Origin of the sequence: Bdellovibrio sp. (assembly GCF_036384735.1) — a bacterium.
Classification (GTDB): Bacteria; Bdellovibrionota; Bdellovibrionia; order Bdellovibrionales; family Bdellovibrionaceae; genus Bdellovibrio.
On the sequence record NZ_DASVLT010000047.1, the window covers coordinates 114,717 to 137,185 of the forward strand.

Sequence of the window (22,469 nt, forward strand, 5' to 3'; positions counted from 1 at the left end):
GGCTTTTCAGAGGCGGTTCAGCCATGGTCAGGGGGCATTCTAAGTTGCTTAATGCGGCTCGTCAGCGTAGGATGCTCCCATGTTTGGGCCATCACAGCGTATTTTAAAGATCTTTGCTCTTATTGTTGTTGTCGTCTTTTTCTATTTCATCGCAAGGACCGAGTTTTTGCTGTGGAACTGGAACCTTTTCCGTCACAAGGCGATTTCGGATTTGCTGCTTTCAATGCTGGTGGGGATTCGTTTTGATATCTCGGCGGCCTTTGTTTTGAGTGCTCCCGTTCTGCTTTTGTCGTTCTTTCCATGGCCAAAAAAATGGGAATGGATTTGGGAGACGGGGACATGGGTTGTCTTCGCCTTGATCCAAATTCCATTTCTAATTTTAAACCTGATTGATACGGAATTTATCAACTTTGTAGGTCGCAGATTTACCTACGACACCCTTTTCATATTAGGTGAGGCTGAGGGAAAGCTAACCGGTTTTGTTGGCACTTATTGGCCACTTTTTTTGGTTAACACGATCATCACTGTGGCCTTTGCCTGGGTATCTTGGCAGGTTCTAAAAAAACAATTCAACGTTGTCTGGCCTTCTGATTTGGCGAAAGCCGCGAAACACTGGGTGGCCCATGGATTTCTTTGCTTTGTGACGATTGTACTGGCAGTGATTGGTATTCGTGGTGGTTTGCAAAGCAAGCCCATCAGTTTTGTGAATGCGAACATTTTTACTGCACCGGTTTTGAATAATCTGATTTTAAATTCTTCGTTCACGTTCATTAAAAGTTTTGGTGCTAAAGAAATCAGACATGAGAAATACTTCAGCAATAAATTGGAGATGTTGAAGTATCTGAATGGTTCTATGGATGGCTCGTTGATGGAAGGGAAGCGTCCAAAGAGTCCACAGAATATCGTGATCATCATTATTGAAAGCTTTGGTAAGGAATACGTCGGTGTTCATAACGGCAAAAGTTATACGCCTTTTATAGATTCCTTGATGCAGAAATCTTTGGTTTTCGATCATGCCTATGGAAATGGTCGCAGATCCATCGAGGGAGTCGCCGCTGTGATGGCGGGGATTCCAGCACTGATGAGCGAACCGTTCATTTCTTCGCACTTCACGGCAAACTATTTCTTGGGCTTGGGAACCTTGCTTACTCCGAAAAGATATTCGACAGCTTTTTTCCATGGCGGTCATAACGGGACAATGTATTTTGATTCCTTCATGCAAAGTGCCGGGGTTGAAAAATACTTTGGTTCTCGCGAGTACAACAATAGCAAGGACGACGATGGTATATGGGGAATTTGGGACGAGCCATTCTTGCAATATATGCTCAAACAAACGGATCAGTTGCCTCAGCCGTTTATGAGCTCTGTCTTTACCTTGAGTTCTCATCATCCATTTAAGGTGCCTGAACAGTATGTAGCGCAATTTCCTGAAGGGCCCATTGAAATTTTGAAAACGGTTTCTTATACGGATATGGCATTACAAAAGTTTTTTGCGGAAGCAGAAAAGAAGCCTTGGTATAAAAATACACTTTTCATTGTCACTGCCGATCATACGTCAAAGCATTACTTGCCCGAGTTTGACAATGAAGTGGGCGATTATGAGGTGCCGCTGATAATGTATCATCCGACGTTTAAATTTCCAGCTGTGGATCGCAGTATGGTTGTGCAGCAGATTGACATCTTGCCGTCGGTATTGGATTTCCTTGGTATTCGTAACAAGGACGAAAACTATCTAGGTAGCTCGGTCTTTATCCCTGGAGATAAAACAGCAACGGTGTTTATTGACGATCGTTATTTACTGTTCTCGAAAGACTATCGTCTGCGCTGGTCGCCGGGACATGGCGAACCTCTGATGTTTGCTATGGCAGATCGAGTAGGGGAAAAACCATTAGAAGAACCTAAAGAGCGCAAAGAATTGCTGACTAAGAAACTCAAAGCCAGCATTCAGTATTTTAATGAAGGTATGTGGGATAATAAGCTTTATTATCCGGCTTTGCGGAAATAAAGTTCGCGCTGAAGGTCAGTCAAATAGCTGATGATCTTGTGTTCGCTGGGATTGGCTAGGTGATTGAATTCCACTCCTAGCACCAAGTGACTGACGCCACGGGCGCGGATGTTTTTAATCACACCCTGAACAATGATCGGATCGCGATCACCGAGGAAGATCTCTGCTTGAACAAGGTCTTCCAATTTCCAATCTGTTTCCTCTTGGTGAATCTCAATGGCACAGCCTTCTGTGCTTAAATCCAATAAACGACAGTGATGTGCACAAACCGTTTGATTCAAATAATTCACGACAAATTCCGCCGAGTAGTCCTGAGGAAGGATATAACGGAAATTTCTTCTTCTTTGCATGTGATACAAATGTGTCACCGGCAAAGAGATATAGTTTTCAGCTACTGTCGGCTTTGTTTCGAATAGATATTTTTCGCCATTCATCTCAAAGCTTGCCATAAAGATAGAACTTTCAGCGAAGTTCATCGACGTCTCTTCAGGCGGTGTACATTTCAAATGAAACTGCGAATTCAGGCTTAGCACCTTCATTGTGATCACACGTTCGAATTTATCTTTTAGAGTGACCTTACCCTGAGAAGACAAAAACTTTTGCAAAAGCATTTGCTTTTCTTGCTCAGAGCCGATCGCTTTGAAAATGACTAATGCTTCACTCATTTTATGCCGCCGCTACAATCTTGTGACCGCATTCGCTGCAGAATTTGGCGCCGGCTTGAAGTTCAGCGCTGCAAGCTGGGCACGCGGGGCCGCCAGATACTTTTTTCTTGGGCTTTTCTTCTTTTTCGTCCATGTCGACGAAACCTTTTTCGTTCCATTTTTCAATCTCACGAAGCATTTTCCAACTTTGGAAGATCGAACGGAACTCTTTGATTTCAAATTGCAAAAGAACGCCACCGCCATTGCTGCTGGCATTTTTTCTTTTCATGAAAACGCCTTTGCCCTCTAAGCGCGAGAAGTGGTCGTTGTTCAAGTTAATGCCGATTTCATTTTTGCAGTATTCACTGAACTTGGCGAAGTCCACGCTGACAATACCGAAGCGGTCAACCTCTTGACCGTCCGCCATTTTCAGCAAGCCGTCTAGCATCTGTTGGCAAAGCTCGTCCACTTTCAACAAGTCGGAGCGGCCGCCTTTAAAATAATAATATTGATAGAATTCAAAGAAGCTTTCGACTAAGCCTAAATCCAAGAAGTGAACTTTTTGAATCTCGTCGGGACCATCTGGATTGTCGGGGGCTTTGCCCATCTCATACAAAGCAAGTTTCAGTTTCACAAGAATGTTAATCACTTGTTCCAAACGTTTCGGGCCTTCACCCATCACGCGTTGTGAATACTGCTTCATCAAATTCCAATCCACAACAACACGGCCTGGAGTTGATTTATCGCCTTTGTGATTTGCTGTATGGAAAACGGCGCCGAAAGCTTTTGCCACTTGATCTTCAGGGCACGGAGAAGAATCTTTCTCGAGCTTTGCGGAACGAACCTCATTCATTGCCAAGCGCAGACGATCAGCCAGGGATTTGATGATGACCTTCAACATTTGGGGAGCGCCCTCGTAGTGAGACTTCAAAGTCTCTACAGGGATTTCCAAAACCTTTGTTTCTGTTGTGGCAATAGCAGAGGTCGGGTGAGTCGCAGCGCCAAGAATAACTTGGTCACCCAAAATGTGAGAAGCGCCCAATTGGAAAAGATCGATGTTCTTTTTACCGCGAATCAAACACTGGCTCGCGCCACCGGATTGAATCAGATAAACCGACGTGATTTTGTCGCCATCTTTAAAGATCAATTCACCTTTTTTGAAGGTTTTTACAGACATAGCTTCACTCCCACCACGAATATTCTCGAGATCCTATCGGCAAAAGAGACGTTAAAGTGAAGCCTGGGCTTTAGGAATAAGGTCTAGAAAACCATATGGAAATCGGGGCTGTTTTAGGCTATAAAGCGGGCAGATGGATTATTTCTTCCAGGCCGCACCGGCCGCTCATCAAAAGAAAGAAAAGGCGAAAGCGAAAGAGCTTCGTCAAAGCCAATGGTGGAAACAGGAAGTTGGAAAAGGCCTGTGTTATCACTGTGGTGAGCGCTTTAAACCTGCTGAGCTTACAATGGATCATTTGATTCCGATTGCTCGCGGTGGAAAATCCACAAAGAACAACTGCGTTCCTTCCTGCAAAGAGTGCAATTCGAAAAAGGGTTATAAAACCCGCGCTGAAATAGCGATGGAGGAGCTGCAAACGGCTTCTGCGCCTCAAGATGAAACAGCAATTTCCCCCGACGATGAATCTGAAACTGAAGAATAAATACCCAAAAAGAGATGTAAAAAGGCACGAAAAAGGGGGTATTTCAGTAGCTGCTCATTATCTTTTTGAGGGTTTTTCTGGGGTTTTCTGAGCCTTCAGAAGCGGCTTTTCAGAGGAGAACGCTACAAAAATGGGCGATTTTTTAAACCATCTCTGGACCTCACATTCATTTTTACGCCGAGCAGCGTTGGGGCTTTGGTCTTGATTTGACCACCTGCGTTCGCGTTAAGCTATCAAAGTTATTCATTAAAAATTGGCCAGGAAGGCCAAATTTTCGCTAGCCCGCAGGGGGCGAGGACAGGAGTCCTTTATAAAATTCGTTAACATTGTGTGAAGGATTAAGCGACTGTGAGCAAAATTACAAAAAGTAGCACAGCGGAATATTTTGCTAAGAACCTACAGCAGGTGGGTTTCTCGTCCCCTTTGAAGGCCGTTTTGACGACCTTGAAAGAGGCAGTAGATAACTCTTTGGATGCTTGTGAATCTTCGGGCATTCTTCCAGATCTTTTGGTTGAGATTTCTAAAGTAGGAACGGGTTCAACAAAGAACACGGATCTTATTCGTATCGTCGTTGAAGATAACGGACCTGGTATCGAGGCTGAGGACCTTGCCAAAGTTTATGGTGAGTATCTTGCTTCCTCTAAATTTGGCCGTGGTCAATGTTCTCGCGGCCAACAAGGTATCGGTATTTCAGCTGCAACAACATGGGCGCAAATGACGAATGCCCGTGGGGTGAACGTCGTTTCCAAAACTAAAAAAATGCGCAAAGCCGTGTCTGCTCAGGTCGACGTGGATATCAAATCCAATACGGGTGTTCTAAAAAATAAAGAAACTTTGGATTGGGATCGTGAGCATGGAACTCGTGTTGAATTCGTTCTTGATGGACGCATTCAATTGAACGGTGACGGTGGTATTTTGACATACATCGAGGGGACAATCCTTGTGAACCCTCACATGACGATCACTTACAAATTGATGGAGAATGACTTTGTCACTGTAACTCGCGTGAGCCAAGATGTTCCGCAAGTTCCAGAGGCTTCTTTGCCACATCCTCATACTTTCAAACTAGGTGAATTTATCACTCATTCGACATTGTTCGGTAAAACGACTTTGTCTAAATTCTTGAAAACGGGTTTTTCGCGTATTTCTGATCAATCGATCTCTGAGTTCGTGAAAAAAGGCCTTCCGAAGGGCTTGCTTGAAAAGCCTTTGACGTCTTTGTCAGAAGAAGATTTCAAAAAAGTTTTCCAAGCTGTGCAAAACACAGACTTGATGGCTCCGTCTACAAAGTCAGTTTTGACTGTGGGTGAAGAGGCCTTGTCGAAGTCAATCACTCGTTTGGGTGAGATCGATTTCTTTGCAGTTGTGACTCGTAAACCGACAATTTGTGACTTTAAACCAGTGGTTGTCGAGGTGGCGCTTGCACGCTTCAAATCTCGTAACCAGGAGGCGGATTCTCCAGTGACATTGCTTCGTTTTGCGAACCGCGTTCCGTTGCAATTCGATAAATCAGGCTGTGCGATCACATGGGCAATCGAATCTGTGAACTGGAAATCTTATGGTCTTGCGCAACCTAAAGACAGTTTGCCATCAGGTCCTTACATCTTCGCGGTTTCAATTGTTTCTCCGTTCATTAAATTTAAAAATGCTTCGAAAGAAACCATTGATGCTTCTGAAGAATTGGTCAGCGAAATCCGTCTTGCTTTGATCCAAGCAGGTCAAAAGCTTTCTCGTCACATCAAAAAAGAAGTGAAAGAAGCGGATCTTGAAAGAAAATTGGCTCACATCGAGCAATTCGGCCCGATCCTGGTAGAGGGTTTAGCAAGAATCATCAAAGCTCCAGAGTCTCGTAAGAAAAAAGCCGAAGAAGGTTTGAAAAAGCTTTTGGGACGCGATTCTGAAGAGGCGATGGCGGATTTGGAAGCAGCAGAATCTAAATTGTTAGAGCAAAAAAAGCGCGAGAAAAAGAGAGGCATTGATCACGGTGATGAAGAAGAAACTGATGTGATCAGCTCTGAAGATCTTGTCGACGAAGCGTTGGAAGAGTCTCCGCAAGGAACTAAAAAGACGACGACAAAAAAGGTAACTACTAAGAAAACGACTGGGAAAAAAGCGTAATGGCAAAACTACTCAGCATCCGCGATTTAAAAATTGATATTCCTAAAGAGGCCCGCATCTTGGCTGACAAGATGTTGAAAGACCTCGAATCTTCGAAGCGTCCCGTTTTGGAAGCTGTGAAGACTTCTTTGGACAACTCTTTATACAACGCCAAAGTAGGGTATTTAACTCCAGGTGATAAAGTTGTGCGTACAGAGCTGAACGTGTCTTCTGTACAAAAACTTGCCCGCGTGGTTTTCATTCTTGAGATTTTGCTTCGTAACCTTGACGTCGGAAACGTCAATACGAAGCGTGAGCTTTACTACATCTGTAAAGGCGAGATCAAAGGCAATCCTCGTTTGAAGCCTTTGGATTTCGAAGACCAACCGGAATCAGATGCGATCATTGATTTCATCGGCGATATGCTCGAAGTGTATCGTGAGGAATTGAACGTTTTTGCCAATGACCGTGGTGGACAAACTTATTCTCAACAGCTTGTTGTGACAGAGACTTTGGCAGACGGTGACCGTGCGGTGATCGATCTTTCAACTTTGGGTACGTCTCCGTTCCAGCCGAAAAATAAACCTCAAGCTTTGAGATTGAAGGCGAAAAAGAAAATCGACTTCTGCTTGATCGTCGAGTCAGAAGGTACGGCGAATACGCTTGTTACAATGGGTTTTACGAAACGTAACAACTGTATCGTGATGGGTGCTCAAGGGGTTCCATCGAACGGTGTTCGTGGTTGGGCGAAATTGATCCAAGAAGAATTGGATGTGCCAATGTACTTCTTCGGAGACCTCGATGCGTACACGTTGCAAAATATCTATCGTACACTAAAGGCCGGCTCTGCGGCATCTTTGATCCGTAATGCTGACTTCTCTGCACCGAATGTGAAATTCTTAGGTGTGTTGCCTGAAGATGTAAAGAAATACGATCTTCCTCACTACAAAGTGAAAGAATCTGATCCAGCTGAAGCACGTGCTTTGAAAAAGGCTAAAGATGCTTTGGAAAATGATCCGTTCTTCTTGGATAAAAAGAATAAGGCCTTGGCGGACATTCTTCGCTGGTTGATCAAAGAAAAAGTACGTTGCGAACAGCAGTCTTATTTCTCTGTAGACCCGAAAGATCCTATCAAGACAGAAAAATTGATTCTCGAAAAAATCAAACGCGGATCTTACGTGTAGTAAGGCAGGGTCATGAAATCGGTCGTTGCATTGATGCTTTTTGCGATGTTCCTTGGTGCTTGCGCAAGTCAACCGACGGTGCCGGAATCATCCGATGAGGCGGGTGAAACGACCTTTGATATGGCTCCAGCGGGGGGCGATTTAATCATTCGCCCCGAAACAACAGCGAAAGAACACCACACACGCATTGAAGGTCGTTTGATGGTGGGAAATCAAATCGCCATCCCATTGAAATTCGCGAAAGTACAAATCTTTAATTCCGACGGGAAGATGATTGATGAAGCGAATAGCGACATGGATGGAAATTTTGTTTTCGCAGGAACCTATCCAGCTGGTGCTTACACTTTCAAAGTGGATTCCGAGCGCTATCAGGGAAAAATCACGGTGAATATTTCTCCTGCGGATATCACTGCTGTGGTAATTCCGGTTGAATCAAAATACCCGTCAACTTCAAATCAATAGTCTTATTTATTTGAGTCGCTCGACAATAGTTCCATCTGTAGCATTTTTGCTAGGGGACCGACTTTAACTTTGGCATCTTCATTGGCAGCGCTGATATAAAGATCCACGCGAGGAAAATAGCGAATGGTGATCTTGTCGTCCAGAGTGTCGCAGTTTTTTGCTGGTGAAGTGACCGAATGGCGGCGACACATGACAGGACGATGTTCGTAAATTCTGCACGAGCCTTCATCATTTAGAAACACACAGCGACTGTCTGGATTCCTGGGACCTTGTTTCCACAAAGGATCTTGTAAGGATCTGCCGCTTTGTCTTTGCAAGCGGTTGCGATCAATCGTCACTCCATTTTTTAACTGGTCCCTTAGTATGTCTGCCTCATAGGTTGTGATTTCAACTTCCATATGGCAGCAAGCAGAGCAACCTTTTTGACAGCTCACCGGAATGTCCGAGCCATTGGCGATTTCATCATCAACCAGTTGCTGAAGTTTGCGAGCACGCGCTTCTCCGGGAGGTAGAGAAAAGATCTGGGCTTTGGCATTTTCTAATTCGTCGTGCAGATTCAGCAGGAAAGCCTCGAAGACAGCAGGTTCGAGTTGCGCTTCATAATCGGTGATGAACTTTCTTAAAGATCGTGTGAGTTTGGTATGAGAGGAAAAGAAAGTATCAGCGGTCATTGATTACAGTCTAAGAGGACTTCCCCCTTCCTTGCAATGAGGAAGGGGCTTTTAAACACTTACGTCTATAAGTTTGTTTTTAAGTTCGATAAAAAGAAGTCCAATACGTTAATGACGTGCCGAAGGAGGAATTTCACCTGGACTGTAAATGATGCCTTGGAAGTTCTTGCAGAGATACACGTTGAAGGTGCGAGCGTGGACTCCGTGGCGGTATGTTTTAAGTTCTTGTTTGTCACAAGAGTCAAACTTTGCATATTCCAGTGGATTGCTGTCGTATTTTTCTGTTGTAACAACAATGGCATTTTGACCTTCAAGATTTTTCATCTCTTCCACAGGTTGCATGACTGTGTAGTTGCTTCTTGCTGAATTCAACATGTAGATCTTTTGCTTCGTTCCCCAGGTTGTTTGTGCAGTCGTCTCATAGCGAAGAGCGGCAAGGAACGGTTTATGTCCTGTCTCTGCATGGATTTCGCGTTGTCTGCGGTTCACGAAATCGCCAAGTTCCTCCCAACCCGTGAACTCGTTACTGAAGTCATAAGTAGTTTTCCATTCGGCGTGGGGCGCGAACAAATGAAAGGCGCTTGGAATCCACGGATAGAAGAACGGAGAGTAAGCAATGAGCGTCAAGGGGATAAAGAATGCCAAAATACCGCGCGTATAAACTTTGCTGCGAGGCTTTACAATCTGACGATGGCCCCACATCAAACCTTGGGACCAGATGCCACCGGCACCCATCAATAACAATGTATAAGCGGCCCCGCTCCAGTGCGGTTTAAAGTCTGCGAACAGAGGTTGTGGATAGAACACCGCCAGTGACGGAACTGTTAAGCAAAATAAATAACGCCAACGAGCTTCTGCGCGTTTAACGAAGCCACTGATGAACGCGAGAACCACAAGAGCATATAGGAACGGCGTACAGAATAACAACTGCGCACCAAAGAAACCAAACCAGCGGCCGATGTTGATGCCGCCGCCACCCTCGTGACGATCGTGGAACTGATAGCGGAATCCTGGCCAGTCATGAAGATGATTCCAAATGAAAATCGGAGAGCACATAACGGTGGCGATCAAGAAACCAACCCATGGCCAAGGACTCAAAAGATCTTTGCGACGAGATGGAGTCATCAACATGTACAAACCAAAACCTGGAGCAATCAATGCGATGATGAATTTGGAATTCAAACCCAAGCCCATCAATACGCCAAGCCACAGCCACGTTTTTTTCACGCTCCATTGTTTAGAGTCTTCGCGAACACCTTGCCAGAACACATAGGCTGCCGCCACGAAGCACAACATGAATGGAGGTTCTGGAGAAGCAACGTAACCTCCAAAGCCCCAGAACGGAGACCACAAAACGACGAATCCAGCGAAGATAGCCGCCCATTCGTCAAAAAGATCTTTGGCCAACTTGTAAAGTAAAACAACTGTGGCGGTAAAGCATAGGAAGCCTGGCAAACGCACGCCAAAGTATGTGTCGCCGAAAATTTTCGTCGTGATGGCTTCAAGCCATGCAATCATAGCAGGGTGATCGAAATAAGAGAGTTGAAGATTCTTAGCCCATGACCAATGATAAGTTTCGTCGTCGATCAAGCCCACGTTGGTGCTAAAAAGCGTACGGAAGACCAAGGTCAAAATGAAAAGAATCAAGACTTTTTGAGATAACGTACGCTGCTTCCAGTAACGAGCCAACACCGCTGAAAACTCCTGCTAAAGTGTCAAAACTCTGTCGTAAACTGTCGAGGAGGCGGTGGCAATCAATCCGACCGATGACAGCTCGTGTAAATATGCGATAGGCAGTCTGAGTGGTGAAAATCTCACTGCCCAGCATGTGGAAGTGGCGGGTCGGGATCGGGCGCTCTTCGCTTTTTCGATGAAAACATTGACCTTTACCTTCACTCCGACACAACATTGGTCTGCAAGGGACCTGTGGGACCATGTCGCACTTTTCTGATAGGGGCCTATGCGCCTAGATGGTTTATGAAACGGTAATGGATATATTTGATGGAAAAATTTAGAACTGAAAGAGATCTTCTAGGTGAAATGCAGGTTCCAGCGGATGCTTATTATGGCATTCACACTTTGCGTGCAATGAACAACTTTAAAATTTCTGGCAAAACAATTGGTGAAGATGCGTTCTTCATTCGCGGTTTGGCACTGACAAAAAAAGCGACAGCGTTAGCAAATGGCGAGCTTGGCACTATTCCTGAGGATGTTTCTCGGTCCATCGTTGATGCCTGTGATGAAATTTTAAAAAATCCTAAACTATGGGCATCGCAATTTCCTTCGGATGTCTTCCAAGGTGGAGCGGGTACTTCGGTGAATATGAATGCCAACGAAGTGATTGCTAATATTGCGTTGGAAAAGCGCGGTTTGAAAAAAGGCGACTACAAGGTCATTCATCCAAATGACCACGTGAATAAATGCCAATCTACGAATGATGCTTATCCAACCGCATTCCGTGTGGCTCTTTATGAGCACTTAAATGAGATGGTAAGAGCTGTTGAAATTTTGGCGCATTCCTTCGAGACAAAAGGTCACGAATTTGCGAAGGTTTTAAAAATGGGCCGAACTCAATTGCAAGATGCAGTTCCAATGTCTCTGGGGCAAGAGTTCAATGCCTTTGCCACTTTGCTAAAAGAAGACGGTCGTCTGCTTAAAACGGTACAGAAACTCATTCTTGAAGTGAATTTAGGCGCGACAGCTATCGGTACAGGCGTCAATGCTCCCGAAGGATATGCAGCCTTGGCCGTCAAGAAATTGGCAGAAGTGACAGGTTATCCTTTTGAACAATCCGAAGACTTGATTGAAGCCACCAGCGATTGCGGTGCTTATATTATTATATCAGGGGCTTTGAAGCGCACGGCCGTGAAACTTTCTAAAATCTGCAATGACTTGCGTTTGTTGAGCTCCGGTCCACGTGCAGGGCTTAAAGAAATCAATTTGCCAGAATTGCAAGCAGGCTCCTCAATTATGCCTGCGAAAGTAAATCCGGTGATTCCAGAGGTTGTGAATCAGGTTTCTTTCAAAGTGATTGGCAATGATCTTGCAATCACTTTGGCGGCAGAGGCCGGGCAATTGCAGTTGAATGTCATGGAGCCAGTGATTGCATCAAGCATTTTCGAATCTATCGAACTGATGGTGCATGCGTGCCATACTTTGAAAGACAAATGTGTGGATGGCATCACGGCGAATGCAGATCGCTGCCGCGACTACGTCATGAACTCCATTGGCATTGTGACATACCTTGATCCTATTATCGGTCATGCTGAAGGTGATTTGATCGGTAAAATCTGTGCGCAAACTGGAAGGAGCGTTGCCGAAGTGGCTCTCGAAAGAGGTGTTGTCACTCAGGCACAGCTCGACGAAATTTTCTCGGTCGAAAATCTTTTAAATCCAAAATATCTGGGAAAACGTCACTAATTATGTGAGGCGTCTTTGTGGTGTTCGACCACCAGACGCTTCGTTATAGGTTTGTCTAAGTTCCTTAATTCTTCGGGAACAAGTCCAATCAGCTCGACGTTCTTTGGCGGTCTCATGTCCGTGAACCATTTGCGGTAGATACTCGCGTAGCGTCCGTTGTGTTTTATTTTTTCTAAAGACTTTTTCCACTGTAAGATAGAATTCACATCTGTCCCCGGAGAAAATCCCAAATACAAATTATAATCTTGAAGAACTGCGGCTGTCTTAAGGTGAGCTCCTGAAATCTGAAGTTTTTTAAGAAGGTCAGCAATAGTCAAACTGTCGTCACATAGAATATCCACGCGCCCGGAAAGTAAAAGTCGAAGTCCCATCTCTGTATTGAGTACGTCGACGACATTGTGGAAACCTTGCTGAAGAAGTGTTGTTTGGAAGGCCGTTCCCCGAGTAGCGGCAATAGTGGCGTTATTTTTAATTTCAGTAAGATTCGAAAAACTTTTGGCACTTTTCTGTAAGACAAAGAGGGAAATGTTTCCGCGAGCAACAGGCCCCAAAAGGGCGAACATCTTTTCGCGTTCAGGATTTCGTATCAATGTGAAGAGCACTGTGTTTGGAGAATCTTGAAGAAGTTTGTATCCGCGAGCCCAAGGGACCACTTCGATGGCATCCTGATTGCCAACATCTTTTTGAATGGCTTGTACTAGCTCGACGGCCATGCCCTGTGCTTTTCCGTTTTCTTCATATGAAATCGGTGGCCAATCTTCAGTGAGTATTCGTAGCTTCGAGTTGTTCGTTTCAGCGTGTGCGCTAAGTACTCTTAGAAGAATTGACGTGGCTAGTACGAGAAAAAGGTGAGATCGCCCGATCGAATTCATAGCATAATCTTAACATGTTTGTTGGCTCGTACAGATTACGTTGGAGAAATAACATAGCCCCGGATGAAGAGGTCCTCAGGTTTCAGAGTCAAATGTGAGTTTCTGCGAAAATAAGAGGGCCATCCTAGCCCCCTCCCAATCCAGATTAGGAAAGAAAGGGCGTTCTTGGCAACAGAGCTTTTGACATCAATTTTTCTCTAAACTGTCGGACATCGGTTCATTTTGATGAGTGAACGCAAAGTTTTTTAGGAAATCAATTTGCCGGGCATTGGCTTGGTCTTCTGGGGATGCGATTCCCAACCAGGCCGCAATTTCTCGAATGAAGGGGATTCGTTGTCCTGCCTTCGTGTTTATAAAGGCCATCATGCCCATCACGATCACTAAGGCAGAGAGTCCCATAAGGACGATGTGATTGAGACTTTCTCTGTTTGAAAAAAAGAGTCTTCTAATAAAGAACATAAAATCCTCCTTGATTCACACCCAGAAGCTACTCCGAGGTAAATCAGAAGAGGATATGTCTTTCTATTTGGTGGTGAAACACACCGAAGAAAAAGAATTAATTTCTTTTCTTGCGAGACTGATGACGGTGTTCCTCGTGCCAAGCTTTCCTCTCGGCAAGGGATTGGTCTTTTGTCGTCTCGACTTTGGGAAGATTTTGAACGGCAGCCTTAAGCTGTGAATGCAGCGGCAGCAAAGACGCTCCGGACATCAGCAAAGTTTTATACTGCTTGTTAAATTCAGATTCTTCGGCCATTCCCAAAAGAAGTCTTTCGATTTCGGCGCGAGAAATTCCTGTGTGTTGCTCAGTCAAATATTCAAGTTCGGTCATGATATCAATATCAGCCATCAATGAAGTCAACTCGCGCAACCACACATAGCGTTCGGCATTCATCAAAACTTGGAACCACTCTGTCGGTGCTGCTTGATAGCCGACTTCACGATCGAATTCCTCTTTCAAAGAACTCAAAACTTCTTTTTGCAGGGCCCAAAGGGCTTGGCGAACTTGAAGAGCGTGAGAATGATGATTACTTTTCGTCATGAGGGTATTTTATCCTATTTATTTTACCTTCGCACGATCATATTGAACCGGCCAAGAAAGATCTACGCCTAATTTTTTAGCAGCATGGAGCGGCCAATAAGGGTGACGCAATAACTCTCTTGCTAAAAGCACCATATCGGCCTTTCCCGAACTGAGAATATCTTCCGCCTGCTGTGCTTCTGTGATCATGCCAACGGCGCCGGTGGCAATGCCGACCTCTTTTTTTATGGCTTCGGCAAAGGGAACTTGATAGCCGGGGCCCACAGAGATTTTTTGATGTTGGACGGCTCCGCCACTGGAACAGTCCACTAAATCGACGCCACGTTTTTTAAGTTCTTTGGCGAAGGCGATGCTTTGCGGGAGATCCCAGCCTCCGTCGGCCCAATCGGTTGCGGAAATGCGCACAAAAAGAGGCAGATCTTGAGGTAGAACTTTTCTGACTTCATCAACCACCATCAGGGGAGCTCGCATGCGATTTTCCAATGAACCGCCGAATTCGTCCTGACGCTGATTTGTCAAAGGAGATAAGAATTCATGGAGCAGATATCCATGAGCCATGTGCAGTTCAATCACTTCAAAGCCTGCATTATGAGCACGTTGTGTAGCAGCTCCAAAGTCAGAAATCATTTGCTTGATATCCTGCTTCGTCATTTCTTGAGGAGTGGGTGACGTTGGCGCGTAGGCGATGGCGCTCGGAGCAAATACCGTCCAACCATCTTGCTGGGGTGTCAGACCTTTGCCACCTTTCCAGGGGGCGGCATGGGAAGATTTGCGACCTGCATGGGCCAGCTGAATTCCCGGAACTGATCCGTTTTCCTTGATAAAAGCGACGATAGGCTTGAAGGCCTCCATCTGCTGGTCGTTCCAAATTCCCAAGTCGTCAGGAGTGATTCGTCCTTCCGGAGAAACGCCTGTTGCTTCAGCAATCACGAGGCCCGCACCGCCCACAGCACGGCTTCCCAAGTGAACCATGTGCCAAGAATTGGGAATACCATCTTGAGCAGAGTACTGGCACATCGGAGAAACCACGATGCGGTTTTTTATTGTTACACTTCGAAATTGAATGGAAGAAAAAAGCTGAGTATTCATCAAAGACCTCGATGCCTATTTATAAACCAATCGTCGTGCGGGCTAAAGATGGGATGCGTTGAGAGTATTTTTAGGACCTTGCTAGATAGCACTCCTATGTTACCATTATTTGTCTTCAAAAACTTTGAAACTCACGGAGGAAAAATGAAGGTTTCTAAGAACGCACTTTCTATGATGGCCCTTGCGGCATTTGTTGTAACTCTAGCTATGCCATTTGCTTCTGAAGCAAAGAAAAAACACCACGGCAAAAAAGCTTCTCACTCGGCTTCTCATAAGAAGTCTTCTAAGAAAAAATCTGCTAAGCCAGCTGAAGAAGCAGCTCCAGCAGAAGCTGCTCCTGCAGCGGCTCCAGCTGCAGGCGGCGCAGGCCAATAGTTTTTTTCTGAATTTTATTCGAAAGCCCCAAAGTGGATTTTACTTTGGGGTTTTTTTTATTTAAAAAGCCCCTATGAAATCCGCTGTCTCCCGCATTTTAAAATTTATCACCCTGGCCGTTTTGGTGTTCTTATTGGGCAGTGTGGGGTCTGTTTTATTTTACCGTTTTGTTCCAGTGGCGTTCACTCCGCTGATGGGAATTCGTTGTGTGCAAGCCGCTTTTTCGGGACAGTGGTTAGGGGTCGATAAATCTTGGGTGCCACTTTCTGAAATCGCACCAAGCATGCAAAAGGCCGTTTTAAAATCTGAAGATGCTCGCTTTTTTGAACATAATGGTTTTGATTATGAAGCCATTGAGAAAGCGATGAAATACAATAAGACGCACAAAAAAATAAAAGGGGCGAGCACCATCTCGCAACAGACAGCGAAGAATGTTTTTCTATGGCCCAGTCGTGATTGGATTCGTAAAGGCGTTGAAGCTTATTTCACAGTTTTGATTGAAGCGATTTGGTCGAAAGAGCGTATCATGGAAGTTTATCTTAACGTTATCGAGATGGGGCCGGGCGTGTACGGCGTTGAGGCTGCTTCGCAAAGATACTTTCATAAATCTGCTAAAAATATCACTGCCTCTGAAGCGTCATTAATCGCAGCCGTGTTGCCGAATCCGCGTCGCTTTCGCATTGATCATCCCTCACGCTATGTCGTGAATCGTCAGCGTCGTATTTTATATCGGGTCAGTCCGCCGCTGCCAATCCAGGACGAGAAAGCTTCACTCTTAGACTACTTTGATTTGAAGTTTGATAATGATGACGAGGGCGACAGTCGCAACTAAAACGGACGAAATAAAAAAAAGGGAGGCTTTGGACCTCCCTTTTTCTTTTTCTGCCTTGAAGCGAGTTAAGCGTTTGCGGCTTTTGCTTTTGCAGTCATATCGATCATCAATTTTTCGATAGCTGATAGATCGTCTTCAGTGATTTCGTAAACTTGTTTATCGCCCAACTTTGCAATAATCGCGTTGAACAATTCTTCTGACAAGAAGGAACGAACTTTTCCTGATTGGTATTCGCGCTCCTTTTCAGCGTAAAGGCCCAAGAATGTCTCGTCGCGGAACCAAGTTTGCTTGTTCGCTTTTTGGATTTTTTCAAGTTCTGAATCGCTTGGATCACGTTGTAGGAACTCGAAGAAGAAGCCAGAAGATTTTCCGCCTGGCAAGAACCACTCTCCAGAGAAAACTTGGATCAGGTTCTCGTGATCGTCTTTCAAGATTGGAGTCACGAACTGCACGCCACGCTCTAGGCAGTGCTCGTAGAAACCGATCAAGTCTGGAGTACGCAAAGCCAAGTGTTGAACGTGTGCCACATTGCTGTGACCATCCAACATTTCACGAACGTGTGAAGGTTGGTTTGCAGGTTCAGAAGGTTGAACGATCGCGAAGATTGTTGGGAGTGGATCGCGCTCTTTTGGTTCCCAAGAGCCGACGCGAGTTGCGTAAGTCATGGAAACATCTTTTTCACCATTTTGACCTTTGCGCTTTTTTTCATACAACAGATCGTCAGGAGTCGTCCCGAAGATGATGCGGAAAACTACATAAGAAAGGCGGTAAAGGTTCGGGTGGAACAACATCGTCGTATGATCGATCGTGAAGTTCATGAAAGGTTTTTTTGTCATGCCGATTCTCCTCTTAAAAATAAGGCTCGATATTAGGAATCAAATAGGTCGGGGTCAACCGAATCGGCGCGTCAATCGCGGCATTCGGCCCCCGGTGGGAGTGTCTTCTTTTGATTTTTTGCCCCCAAATTTTGTCAGCTTCTTTATTGAAAAGTGTTGTTCTTTAGCTACGCGAATTTAAAACGGCCCCGTTTGAGACCAAATATCGTCGTTATTTCCAAGGCTTACAGATTCTTGCGCCGGACAGTTTTCTCAAACCCTCGAACTGCTAAAATAATAAACGTGATCTAATTTAGGACGTGAGGTGATTATGAAAAATAAAGCGACGCTCTTGATTGGTTCCCTGTGTGCGAGCTTGGTAGGTTGTTTGGATTCAGGAAAGCAAAGCTCATCAACAGAATCTGCAAGTACCTCCTCATCTCAACCTGCACAGCTTTCAGTAGTTCAGGCTGCATCTGTGTCAAACACAGATTGTAACGACGGTAAGCAAGGCGCCGTTGCTTACGATGCTGGCCAGAATGCATTCTTCGTTTGCAATGGCGGGCAGTGGAATGCTGTGGATCTGCGTGGTGCAAAAGGTGATAAGGGTGATACTGGTGCCCAAGGTGAAGTGGGTGCAACGGGAGCCAACGGTGCCAATGGCCGCAATGGTGTTGATGGAAATGGAATCAGACTTTCTTTGCGCGATAGTAGTAACAACTTAGTGGGAGTTTTGGTTCAATATTTAAAAGTTTCGGGCAGTACTTATGCTTTTACCGCGCTCCCTAACGGTCAGTATGTTTATTATAATGTGCAGACAGGGGTACCGGCTGGCTCAACATCGACGGTTCTCTATACCGGCCCGGGTTGCACTGGGGACGCGTACACAGGGCGTAGCGATGACAGCACTTGGCCAAGTCCTATCGGTAGAGTGTATGCCTCTCAAACCGAATATTCGGGCGTTCGTTACTATCAAGTGGTAGGCGCGCCAACCGGTCATGAAGTTTTTCAGAGTTATAGGTCGTATGGTACTTTAGGAACCCGTGGGGTTTGCTATTATCAACAACCCAGTACGCCGGCTCCAACAGAAAAAATTATTGAGATCATGGCTCCTCAATCTGTTACGAGTCTTGCGCCATTGCAATTTACTTTCTAATCTAACAACGAACAAAAAAATAGAGAGTGCCGTAAGGCACTCTCTATTCATATCCGTCTTTTGAGGGACGAATACGAGCAAGTCCTTTAATGACGAGGTGTCGGTTGGTTAACGTCAGTATCTAAACTGGTGCGATTAACATCTTCTTCACCTGGTGTTCTTGGACTGCTTAATGTGTTTTTAAATTCAGTAAATTTTTTTGTCGCTTCCTCTTTAGTCAAACCGTATGTTTTTTGAATTTGACCTTCTAATTTAGAAAGGTCGCCATCCATCGCGTCGATTTGGTCATCTGAAATTTTACCCCAGGCTTTTTTGATTTTGCCCTTTAGGATCTTCCAGTCACCGGAAACGGTATCTTTGTTCATAGGCTCCTCCTTCCTGTACTCCTTCAGCTAACACCCAAGGACGCTGACTTGAAAGATCTAATGAAAAACTATGTCAAAATGCGCGGACCTCGGGCTTGAAAACAGCGAGTTCAAAAATGATGGGGCGTAAAAGTCAATTTAATTTCAGGACGCAAACTTGCTCACAAAAATATGGAATATAATAAATTTGTAAGACGACTTTATGGGATGTTGTTTATTTGAATGAGAGTACTGAATGTTGAATCGACCCACGGAGGAGCTATGCCGGATGTTGGAAGTGTGAAGAGGTTGGTAACAGTCATACAGGATCTTTCTGCTGTCAGAAGTCTTGACGAGATTATGACTCTTGTTAGAAGTGCGGCCCGGGAAATTGCGAACGCTGATGGTGCTACCTTTGTCCTACGAGACAATGGGTTTTGTTATTATGCGGACGAAGATGCCATCAGTCCTTTGTGGAAGGGACAAAAGTTCCCAATGGATTCTTGCATCAGTGGCTGGGCCATGACTCACAAACAGACTGTCATCATTCCTGATATATATTCGGACTCGCGCATTCCGATCGAGGCTTATCGACCGACCTTTGTCAAAAGCTTGGCCATGATACCAATTCGTCAAGAATCGCCACTCGGAGCTATCGGTGTTTATTGGGCCAAGGAAACTACTGCAACACCTGAGCAAATAGAACTTTTGCAGGCACTGGCTGATACTGTCGCGGTGGCCATGGAAAATATCAGTCTTTATTCATCCCTCGAACAACGTATTGGCGAGCTGAAGAAAGCGAACGAGGCGAAAGATGAATTCCTGATGACGGTGTCTCACGAGTTAAGGACTCCACTGAATGCGATATTAGGTTGGTCTGAAATTCTAACGACGGAAGAACCCGACGTTTCGGAAGAGCGCAAAGGTCTCGAAACAATTCGTCGAAATGCATACTCACAAGCTCATATCATTGATGACCTGTTGGATACGTCACGAATAATGGTCGGACGTTTGACTTTAGATCCTCATGAGGTGGATCTGGTCATGACTGCGCAAGAGGCCGTTCAGGAAGTGAGTTTTGACGCTCATAAAAGAAATATTAACGTGCAATTATCCAGTTCGATGTCAGAGGCTTTGATCAAGGCGGATCCTGTTCGTTTAAAACAGATCTTCTTCAATCTTCTTACCAACGCTATTAAGTTTTCTCCAAGTGGCAGTGACATCTTTGTGAAAATTTCGCGTAGCGGCCCTGGAGTACAAGTTCAGATAGAGGATCATGGTATGGGGATCACTCCTGATTTTATTGGACATGTTTTTGATCGCTTCAAGCAGGCAGACAGTTCTTTGACTCGCAAACACGGTGGTCTGGGGTTAGGACTCGCGATCACGAAATATTTGGTAGAGGCTCATGGAGGGCATATTGAAGTGAAAAGTGATGGCGATGGAAAAGGCGCGGTTTTTACATTTACAATTCCATTAGTTGAGACTCAAAAAGAACGCATATCAGACGTCCTGACTCAGTATGCGCAGAATCCGAACAAGGCTTCACATCGATTGGCAGGAATGAAGATCCTAGTCGTTGATGACGATGATGACTCAAGGGCTTTGGTGGAAACTATTTTGAAAAAACATGGAGCTTTTGTCGAGAAAGCGAACTCGGTCCATGAAGCATTAGTTATGGCGAGAGCAGCGACTTATGATCTGGTTGTTTCAGATCTAAGTATGCCTGAAGAAGATGGTTTTTCTTTGGCAAGAAAAGTGCGAGCAGGTTCAACACCATTTCAAAGGCAGGTACCTATGATTGCGCTGACAGCTTTCACGGATAAAGAGAATGAAAGAAAAGCTATTGGGAATGGCTTCAACTCTTTCTTTGGAAAGCCTTTCTCGACTCCGAAACTCATTGATTCAGTCGAGAATCTTGTCGGAGTTCATTAAATCTTTAGACACGGAATGTCTTTGTCCCATTAAATTTGCTACCTGACAGATTTTTAAGTCATGCTCGAGGTATGACTTACGGATTTGTCATTTTGTTAACAACAGGATTTGTTTCATGGGCCACAGTCGCACAGGCCTCGCCTGATTGGAGCCCGCAGGCCCGAGTTCCAGTGGGAGGTCGCGCCAATGTGCTCGAACTTTCGCCAGATCAATTTACGCAATATCGAGATCAGGGAAAACTTCACGCGCAAATCTATCCTGTGACAGTCACCGGGGTTTTGCCTCCCGTGGCTCCAGTTCGAAATTTCATCGAAGATCATTCTTGGAATCCGTTAAAGGAACTTTTAAATGGAATCATTCGTAATGTCTCGGGATTTCATAGCTTTGATGAGTTTCTAGAAGAGCTGGGGCTGCATGAATACCCCATGGCCACCGATGCAGGCATTTACTCAGTTCCCTATCCCGAGGGGCGCCGTCCTGAATATCGCATGGGGTACGGAGAAATCACTCGCAACAGAGCGGTAGGATTTACGTTCTCGTGTGCCGCATGTCACTCGTCGGAACTTTTTGGCAAAACCGTGTTGGGGCTAACAAATCGATTTCCGAAGGCGAATGATTTTTTTGTGAAGGCTTCGAAAATTTCCGGTTATTATAACTCATGGTTCTTTAAGCATTGGACTCATGCCACGGATGGTGAATCCGCCTTAATGGATGAGGCCATTCAAAATTTACAGCGTGTTTCTGTCAAAGAGCCCGTCATTTTGGGTCTAGATACATCGCTGGCGCAAGTGGCTTTATCTTTGAATCGCAGATCGCAAGACGATTACGCGACTCCTTCAACACAACTTCAAAGGAATCCCCGTCGTGATCCATTTCTTGACGACAATCCTGCGGATTCAAAGCCTGCTGTGTGGTGGAACGTAAAATATAAAAACAAATGGCTTTCTGATGGCAGTGTGATTTCTGGAAATCCGATCTTTACGAATATCATCTGGAATGAGGTAGGTCGGGGAGCTGATTTAAAAATTCTTGAAAATTGGCTCGCACAAAATAGTCGAGTCATTGATGAGCTCACGGCAGCTGTATTTTCATCGGAAGCTCCTCACATCACTGATTTCTTTCCGGCGGAAAAAATTGATATTAGCCGCGCCAAAATAGGCGAGCAGCTTTTCAATCAAAGCTGTGCTCGTTGTCACGGAGTTTATGAAAAAAATTGGAGTCAGCCCGACGCACCTTCCATGACATTAGTAGAAAAGTTAAAGACATTTCGAGTTATTCCTCGCAGAGACACACCGATTGAAGATGTCGGAACAGATGCAAATCGTCGGCTGGGGATGAAGTCTTTAGAACAATTGAATCATCTTTCGATTTCAAAAAAGAATAGCATCGTGATTCAAGCGCAAGATGGTTATGTCCCGCCACCACTTGTGGGAATATGGGCCCGTTGGCCTTATATGCATAACAACTCGATTCCAAATTTGTGCGCTGTCTTAACGGCAGGTCCAAAGCGGCCGAAGACGTATTATGCCGGTGAGGCTCGCAATCCGAACACCGATTTTGACTTTGCTTGCAATGGCTATCCGCTAGGAAGCAAAACGCCGTCAGCATGGCAGACGGCGGATTATTATTATGATAGTTCCCGACCTGGTATGAGCAATCAAGGACACGACGAAGGCATTTTCTTAGACAACGGCCATGAGGTTTTTACTGCGGAGGACAAACGCAATATCATCCTCTTCTTGCAAACTCTTTAGCGGCTGGCGATTTTCTGAAGCTGCCCCATCTTTTCAGTAAGGTTGTCTTTAAGACGAGCTTTTTGATCGGGGCTTAATGTGTCTAGAATATTGACGACAAGCTTTTGCAAGTTCTTT

At 45.0% G+C, this 22,469-nt stretch carries 21 protein-coding genes; 11 read left to right on the forward strand and 10 right to left on the reverse strand.

Annotated elements, in window-relative coordinates; genetic code table 11:
- The first annotated feature begins 79 nt into the window (after positions 1-79).
- Positions 80-2,005 carry an LTA synthase family protein gene (locus VF412_RS13770; protein ID WP_331339823.1) on the forward strand — a complete coding sequence of 642 codons (1,926 nt, stop codon included), beginning with the start codon at positions 80-82 and terminating at the stop codon, positions 2,003-2,005.
- Here VF412_RS13770 and VF412_RS13775 read toward each other — a convergent pair.
- Positions 1,984-2,670, reverse strand: a complete 687-nt coding sequence (locus tag VF412_RS13775; protein ID WP_331339824.1) for a PilZ domain-containing protein — start codon at positions 2,668-2,670, stop codon at positions 1,984-1,986. The two genes, VF412_RS13770 and VF412_RS13775, sit on opposite strands and share 22 nt — an antisense overlap.
- 1 nt (position 2,671) lies before the next feature.
- The gene (locus VF412_RS13780; protein ID WP_331339825.1) at positions 2,672-3,826 is read right to left on the reverse strand and encodes a cyclic nucleotide-binding domain-containing protein; all 1,155 of its coding nucleotides are present in this window, start codon (positions 3,824-3,826) and stop codon (positions 2,672-2,674) included.
- A 133-nt stretch (positions 3,827-3,959) separates the two neighbouring features.
- Between VF412_RS13780 and VF412_RS13785 the strand changes: the two genes are divergently transcribed.
- The 4 genes from VF412_RS13785 (at position 3,960) to VF412_RS13800 (ending at position 8,050) form a co-directional block, all read left to right on the forward strand.
- Positions 3,960-4,307 (forward strand): HNH endonuclease, encoded by a 348-nt coding sequence (locus tag VF412_RS13785; RefSeq protein ID WP_331339826.1) that lies wholly within the window; start codon positions 3,960-3,962, stop codon positions 4,305-4,307.
- Between the two features lie 348 nt (positions 4,308-4,655).
- Complete coding sequence (locus VF412_RS13790; RefSeq protein ID WP_331339827.1) at positions 4,656-6,425, forward strand: DNA topoisomerase VI subunit B; 1,770 nt, start codon at positions 4,656-4,658, stop codon at positions 6,423-6,425.
- Complete coding sequence (locus VF412_RS13795) at positions 6,425-7,588, forward strand: DNA topoisomerase VI (RefSeq protein ID WP_331339828.1); 1,164 nt, start codon at positions 6,425-6,427, stop codon at positions 7,586-7,588. The genes VF412_RS13790 and VF412_RS13795 overlap by 1 nt, the downstream gene beginning before the upstream one ends.
- A gap of 12 nt (positions 7,589-7,600) precedes the next feature.
- Positions 7,601-8,050, forward strand: coding sequence for a hypothetical protein (locus tag VF412_RS13800; RefSeq protein WP_331339829.1), 450 nt, complete (start codon positions 7,601-7,603; stop codon positions 8,048-8,050).
- A gap of 2 nt (positions 8,051-8,052) precedes the next feature.
- On the opposite strand, the gene VF412_RS13805 is transcribed toward VF412_RS13800, so the two are convergent.
- On the reverse strand, positions 8,053-8,721 hold the full coding sequence (locus VF412_RS13805) for a YkgJ family cysteine cluster protein (RefSeq protein ID WP_331339830.1): 669 nt from the start codon (positions 8,719-8,721) through the stop codon (positions 8,053-8,055).
- 108 nt (positions 8,722-8,829) lie between these two features.
- Positions 8,830-10,413, reverse strand: coding sequence for a glycosyltransferase family 39 protein (locus VF412_RS13810; protein ID WP_331339831.1), 1,584 nt, complete (start codon positions 10,411-10,413; stop codon positions 8,830-8,832).
- A gap of 309 nt (positions 10,414-10,722) precedes the next feature.
- Here VF412_RS13810 and aspA point away from each other — a divergent pair, with 309 nt between their 5' ends.
- On the forward strand, positions 10,723-12,141 hold the full coding sequence (aspA, locus tag VF412_RS13815) for an aspartate ammonia-lyase (RefSeq protein WP_331339832.1): 1,419 nt from the start codon (positions 10,723-10,725) through the stop codon (positions 12,139-12,141).
- On the opposite strand, the gene VF412_RS13820 is transcribed toward aspA, so the two are convergent.
- From VF412_RS13820 to namA, 4 genes are all read right to left on the reverse strand, one after another.
- A complete protein-coding gene (locus tag VF412_RS13820; protein ID WP_331339833.1) occupies positions 12,138-13,013 on the reverse strand; it encodes a substrate-binding periplasmic protein in 876 nt (291 codons plus the stop codon). The two genes, aspA and VF412_RS13820, sit on opposite strands and share 4 nt — an antisense overlap.
- Before the next feature lie 186 nt (positions 13,014-13,199).
- The gene (locus VF412_RS13825; protein WP_331339834.1) at positions 13,200-13,472 is read right to left on the reverse strand and encodes a hypothetical protein; all 273 of its coding nucleotides are present in this window, start codon (positions 13,470-13,472) and stop codon (positions 13,200-13,202) included.
- A gap of 97 nt (positions 13,473-13,569) precedes the next feature.
- Positions 13,570-14,052, reverse strand: coding sequence for a hypothetical protein (locus VF412_RS13830; protein WP_331339835.1), 483 nt, complete (start codon positions 14,050-14,052; stop codon positions 13,570-13,572).
- A gap of 18 nt (positions 14,053-14,070) precedes the next feature.
- The gene (gene namA, locus VF412_RS13835; protein ID WP_331339836.1) at positions 14,071-15,141 is read right to left on the reverse strand and encodes an NADPH dehydrogenase NamA; all 1,071 of its coding nucleotides are present in this window, start codon (positions 15,139-15,141) and stop codon (positions 14,071-14,073) included.
- Positions 15,142-15,285: 144 nt separating this feature from the next.
- Between namA and VF412_RS13840 the strand changes: the two genes are divergently transcribed.
- Positions 15,286-15,516, forward strand: a complete 231-nt coding sequence (locus tag VF412_RS13840) for a hypothetical protein (RefSeq protein ID WP_331339837.1) — start codon at positions 15,286-15,288, stop codon at positions 15,514-15,516.
- Between the two features lie 73 nt (positions 15,517-15,589).
- The gene (gene mtgA, locus VF412_RS13845; protein WP_331339838.1) at positions 15,590-16,348 is read left to right on the forward strand and encodes a monofunctional biosynthetic peptidoglycan transglycosylase; all 759 of its coding nucleotides are present in this window, start codon (positions 15,590-15,592) and stop codon (positions 16,346-16,348) included.
- 65 nt (positions 16,349-16,413) lie between these two features.
- Here the strand turns inward: mtgA and VF412_RS13850 are convergent, their stop codons facing one another.
- Complete coding sequence (locus VF412_RS13850) at positions 16,414-17,184, reverse strand: hypothetical protein (protein ID WP_331339839.1); 771 nt, start codon at positions 17,182-17,184, stop codon at positions 16,414-16,416.
- Positions 17,185-17,494: 310 nt separating this feature from the next.
- Here VF412_RS13850 and VF412_RS13855 point away from each other — a divergent pair, with 310 nt between their 5' ends.
- Complete coding sequence (locus VF412_RS13855) at positions 17,495-18,319, forward strand: collagen-like protein (RefSeq protein WP_331339840.1); 825 nt, start codon at positions 17,495-17,497, stop codon at positions 18,317-18,319.
- 86 nt (positions 18,320-18,405) lie between these two features.
- Here VF412_RS13855 and VF412_RS13860 read toward each other — a convergent pair whose 3' ends face one another.
- Positions 18,406-18,684 carry a CsbD family protein gene (locus VF412_RS13860; RefSeq protein ID WP_331339841.1) on the reverse strand — a complete coding sequence of 93 codons (279 nt, stop codon included), beginning with the start codon at positions 18,682-18,684 and terminating at the stop codon, positions 18,406-18,408.
- 222 nt (positions 18,685-18,906) lie between these two features.
- On the opposite strand from VF412_RS13860, the gene VF412_RS13865 reads away from it, so the two are divergent.
- Positions 18,907-20,598: an ATP-binding protein gene (locus tag VF412_RS13865; protein WP_331339842.1), complete on the forward strand. Its 1,692-nt coding sequence runs from the start codon at positions 18,907-18,909 to the stop codon at positions 20,596-20,598.
- A 71-nt stretch (positions 20,599-20,669) separates the two neighbouring features.
- Complete coding sequence (locus VF412_RS13870) at positions 20,670-22,352, forward strand: hypothetical protein (RefSeq protein WP_331339843.1); 1,683 nt, start codon at positions 20,670-20,672, stop codon at positions 22,350-22,352.
- Positions 22,353-22,469: the final 117 nt, after the last annotated feature.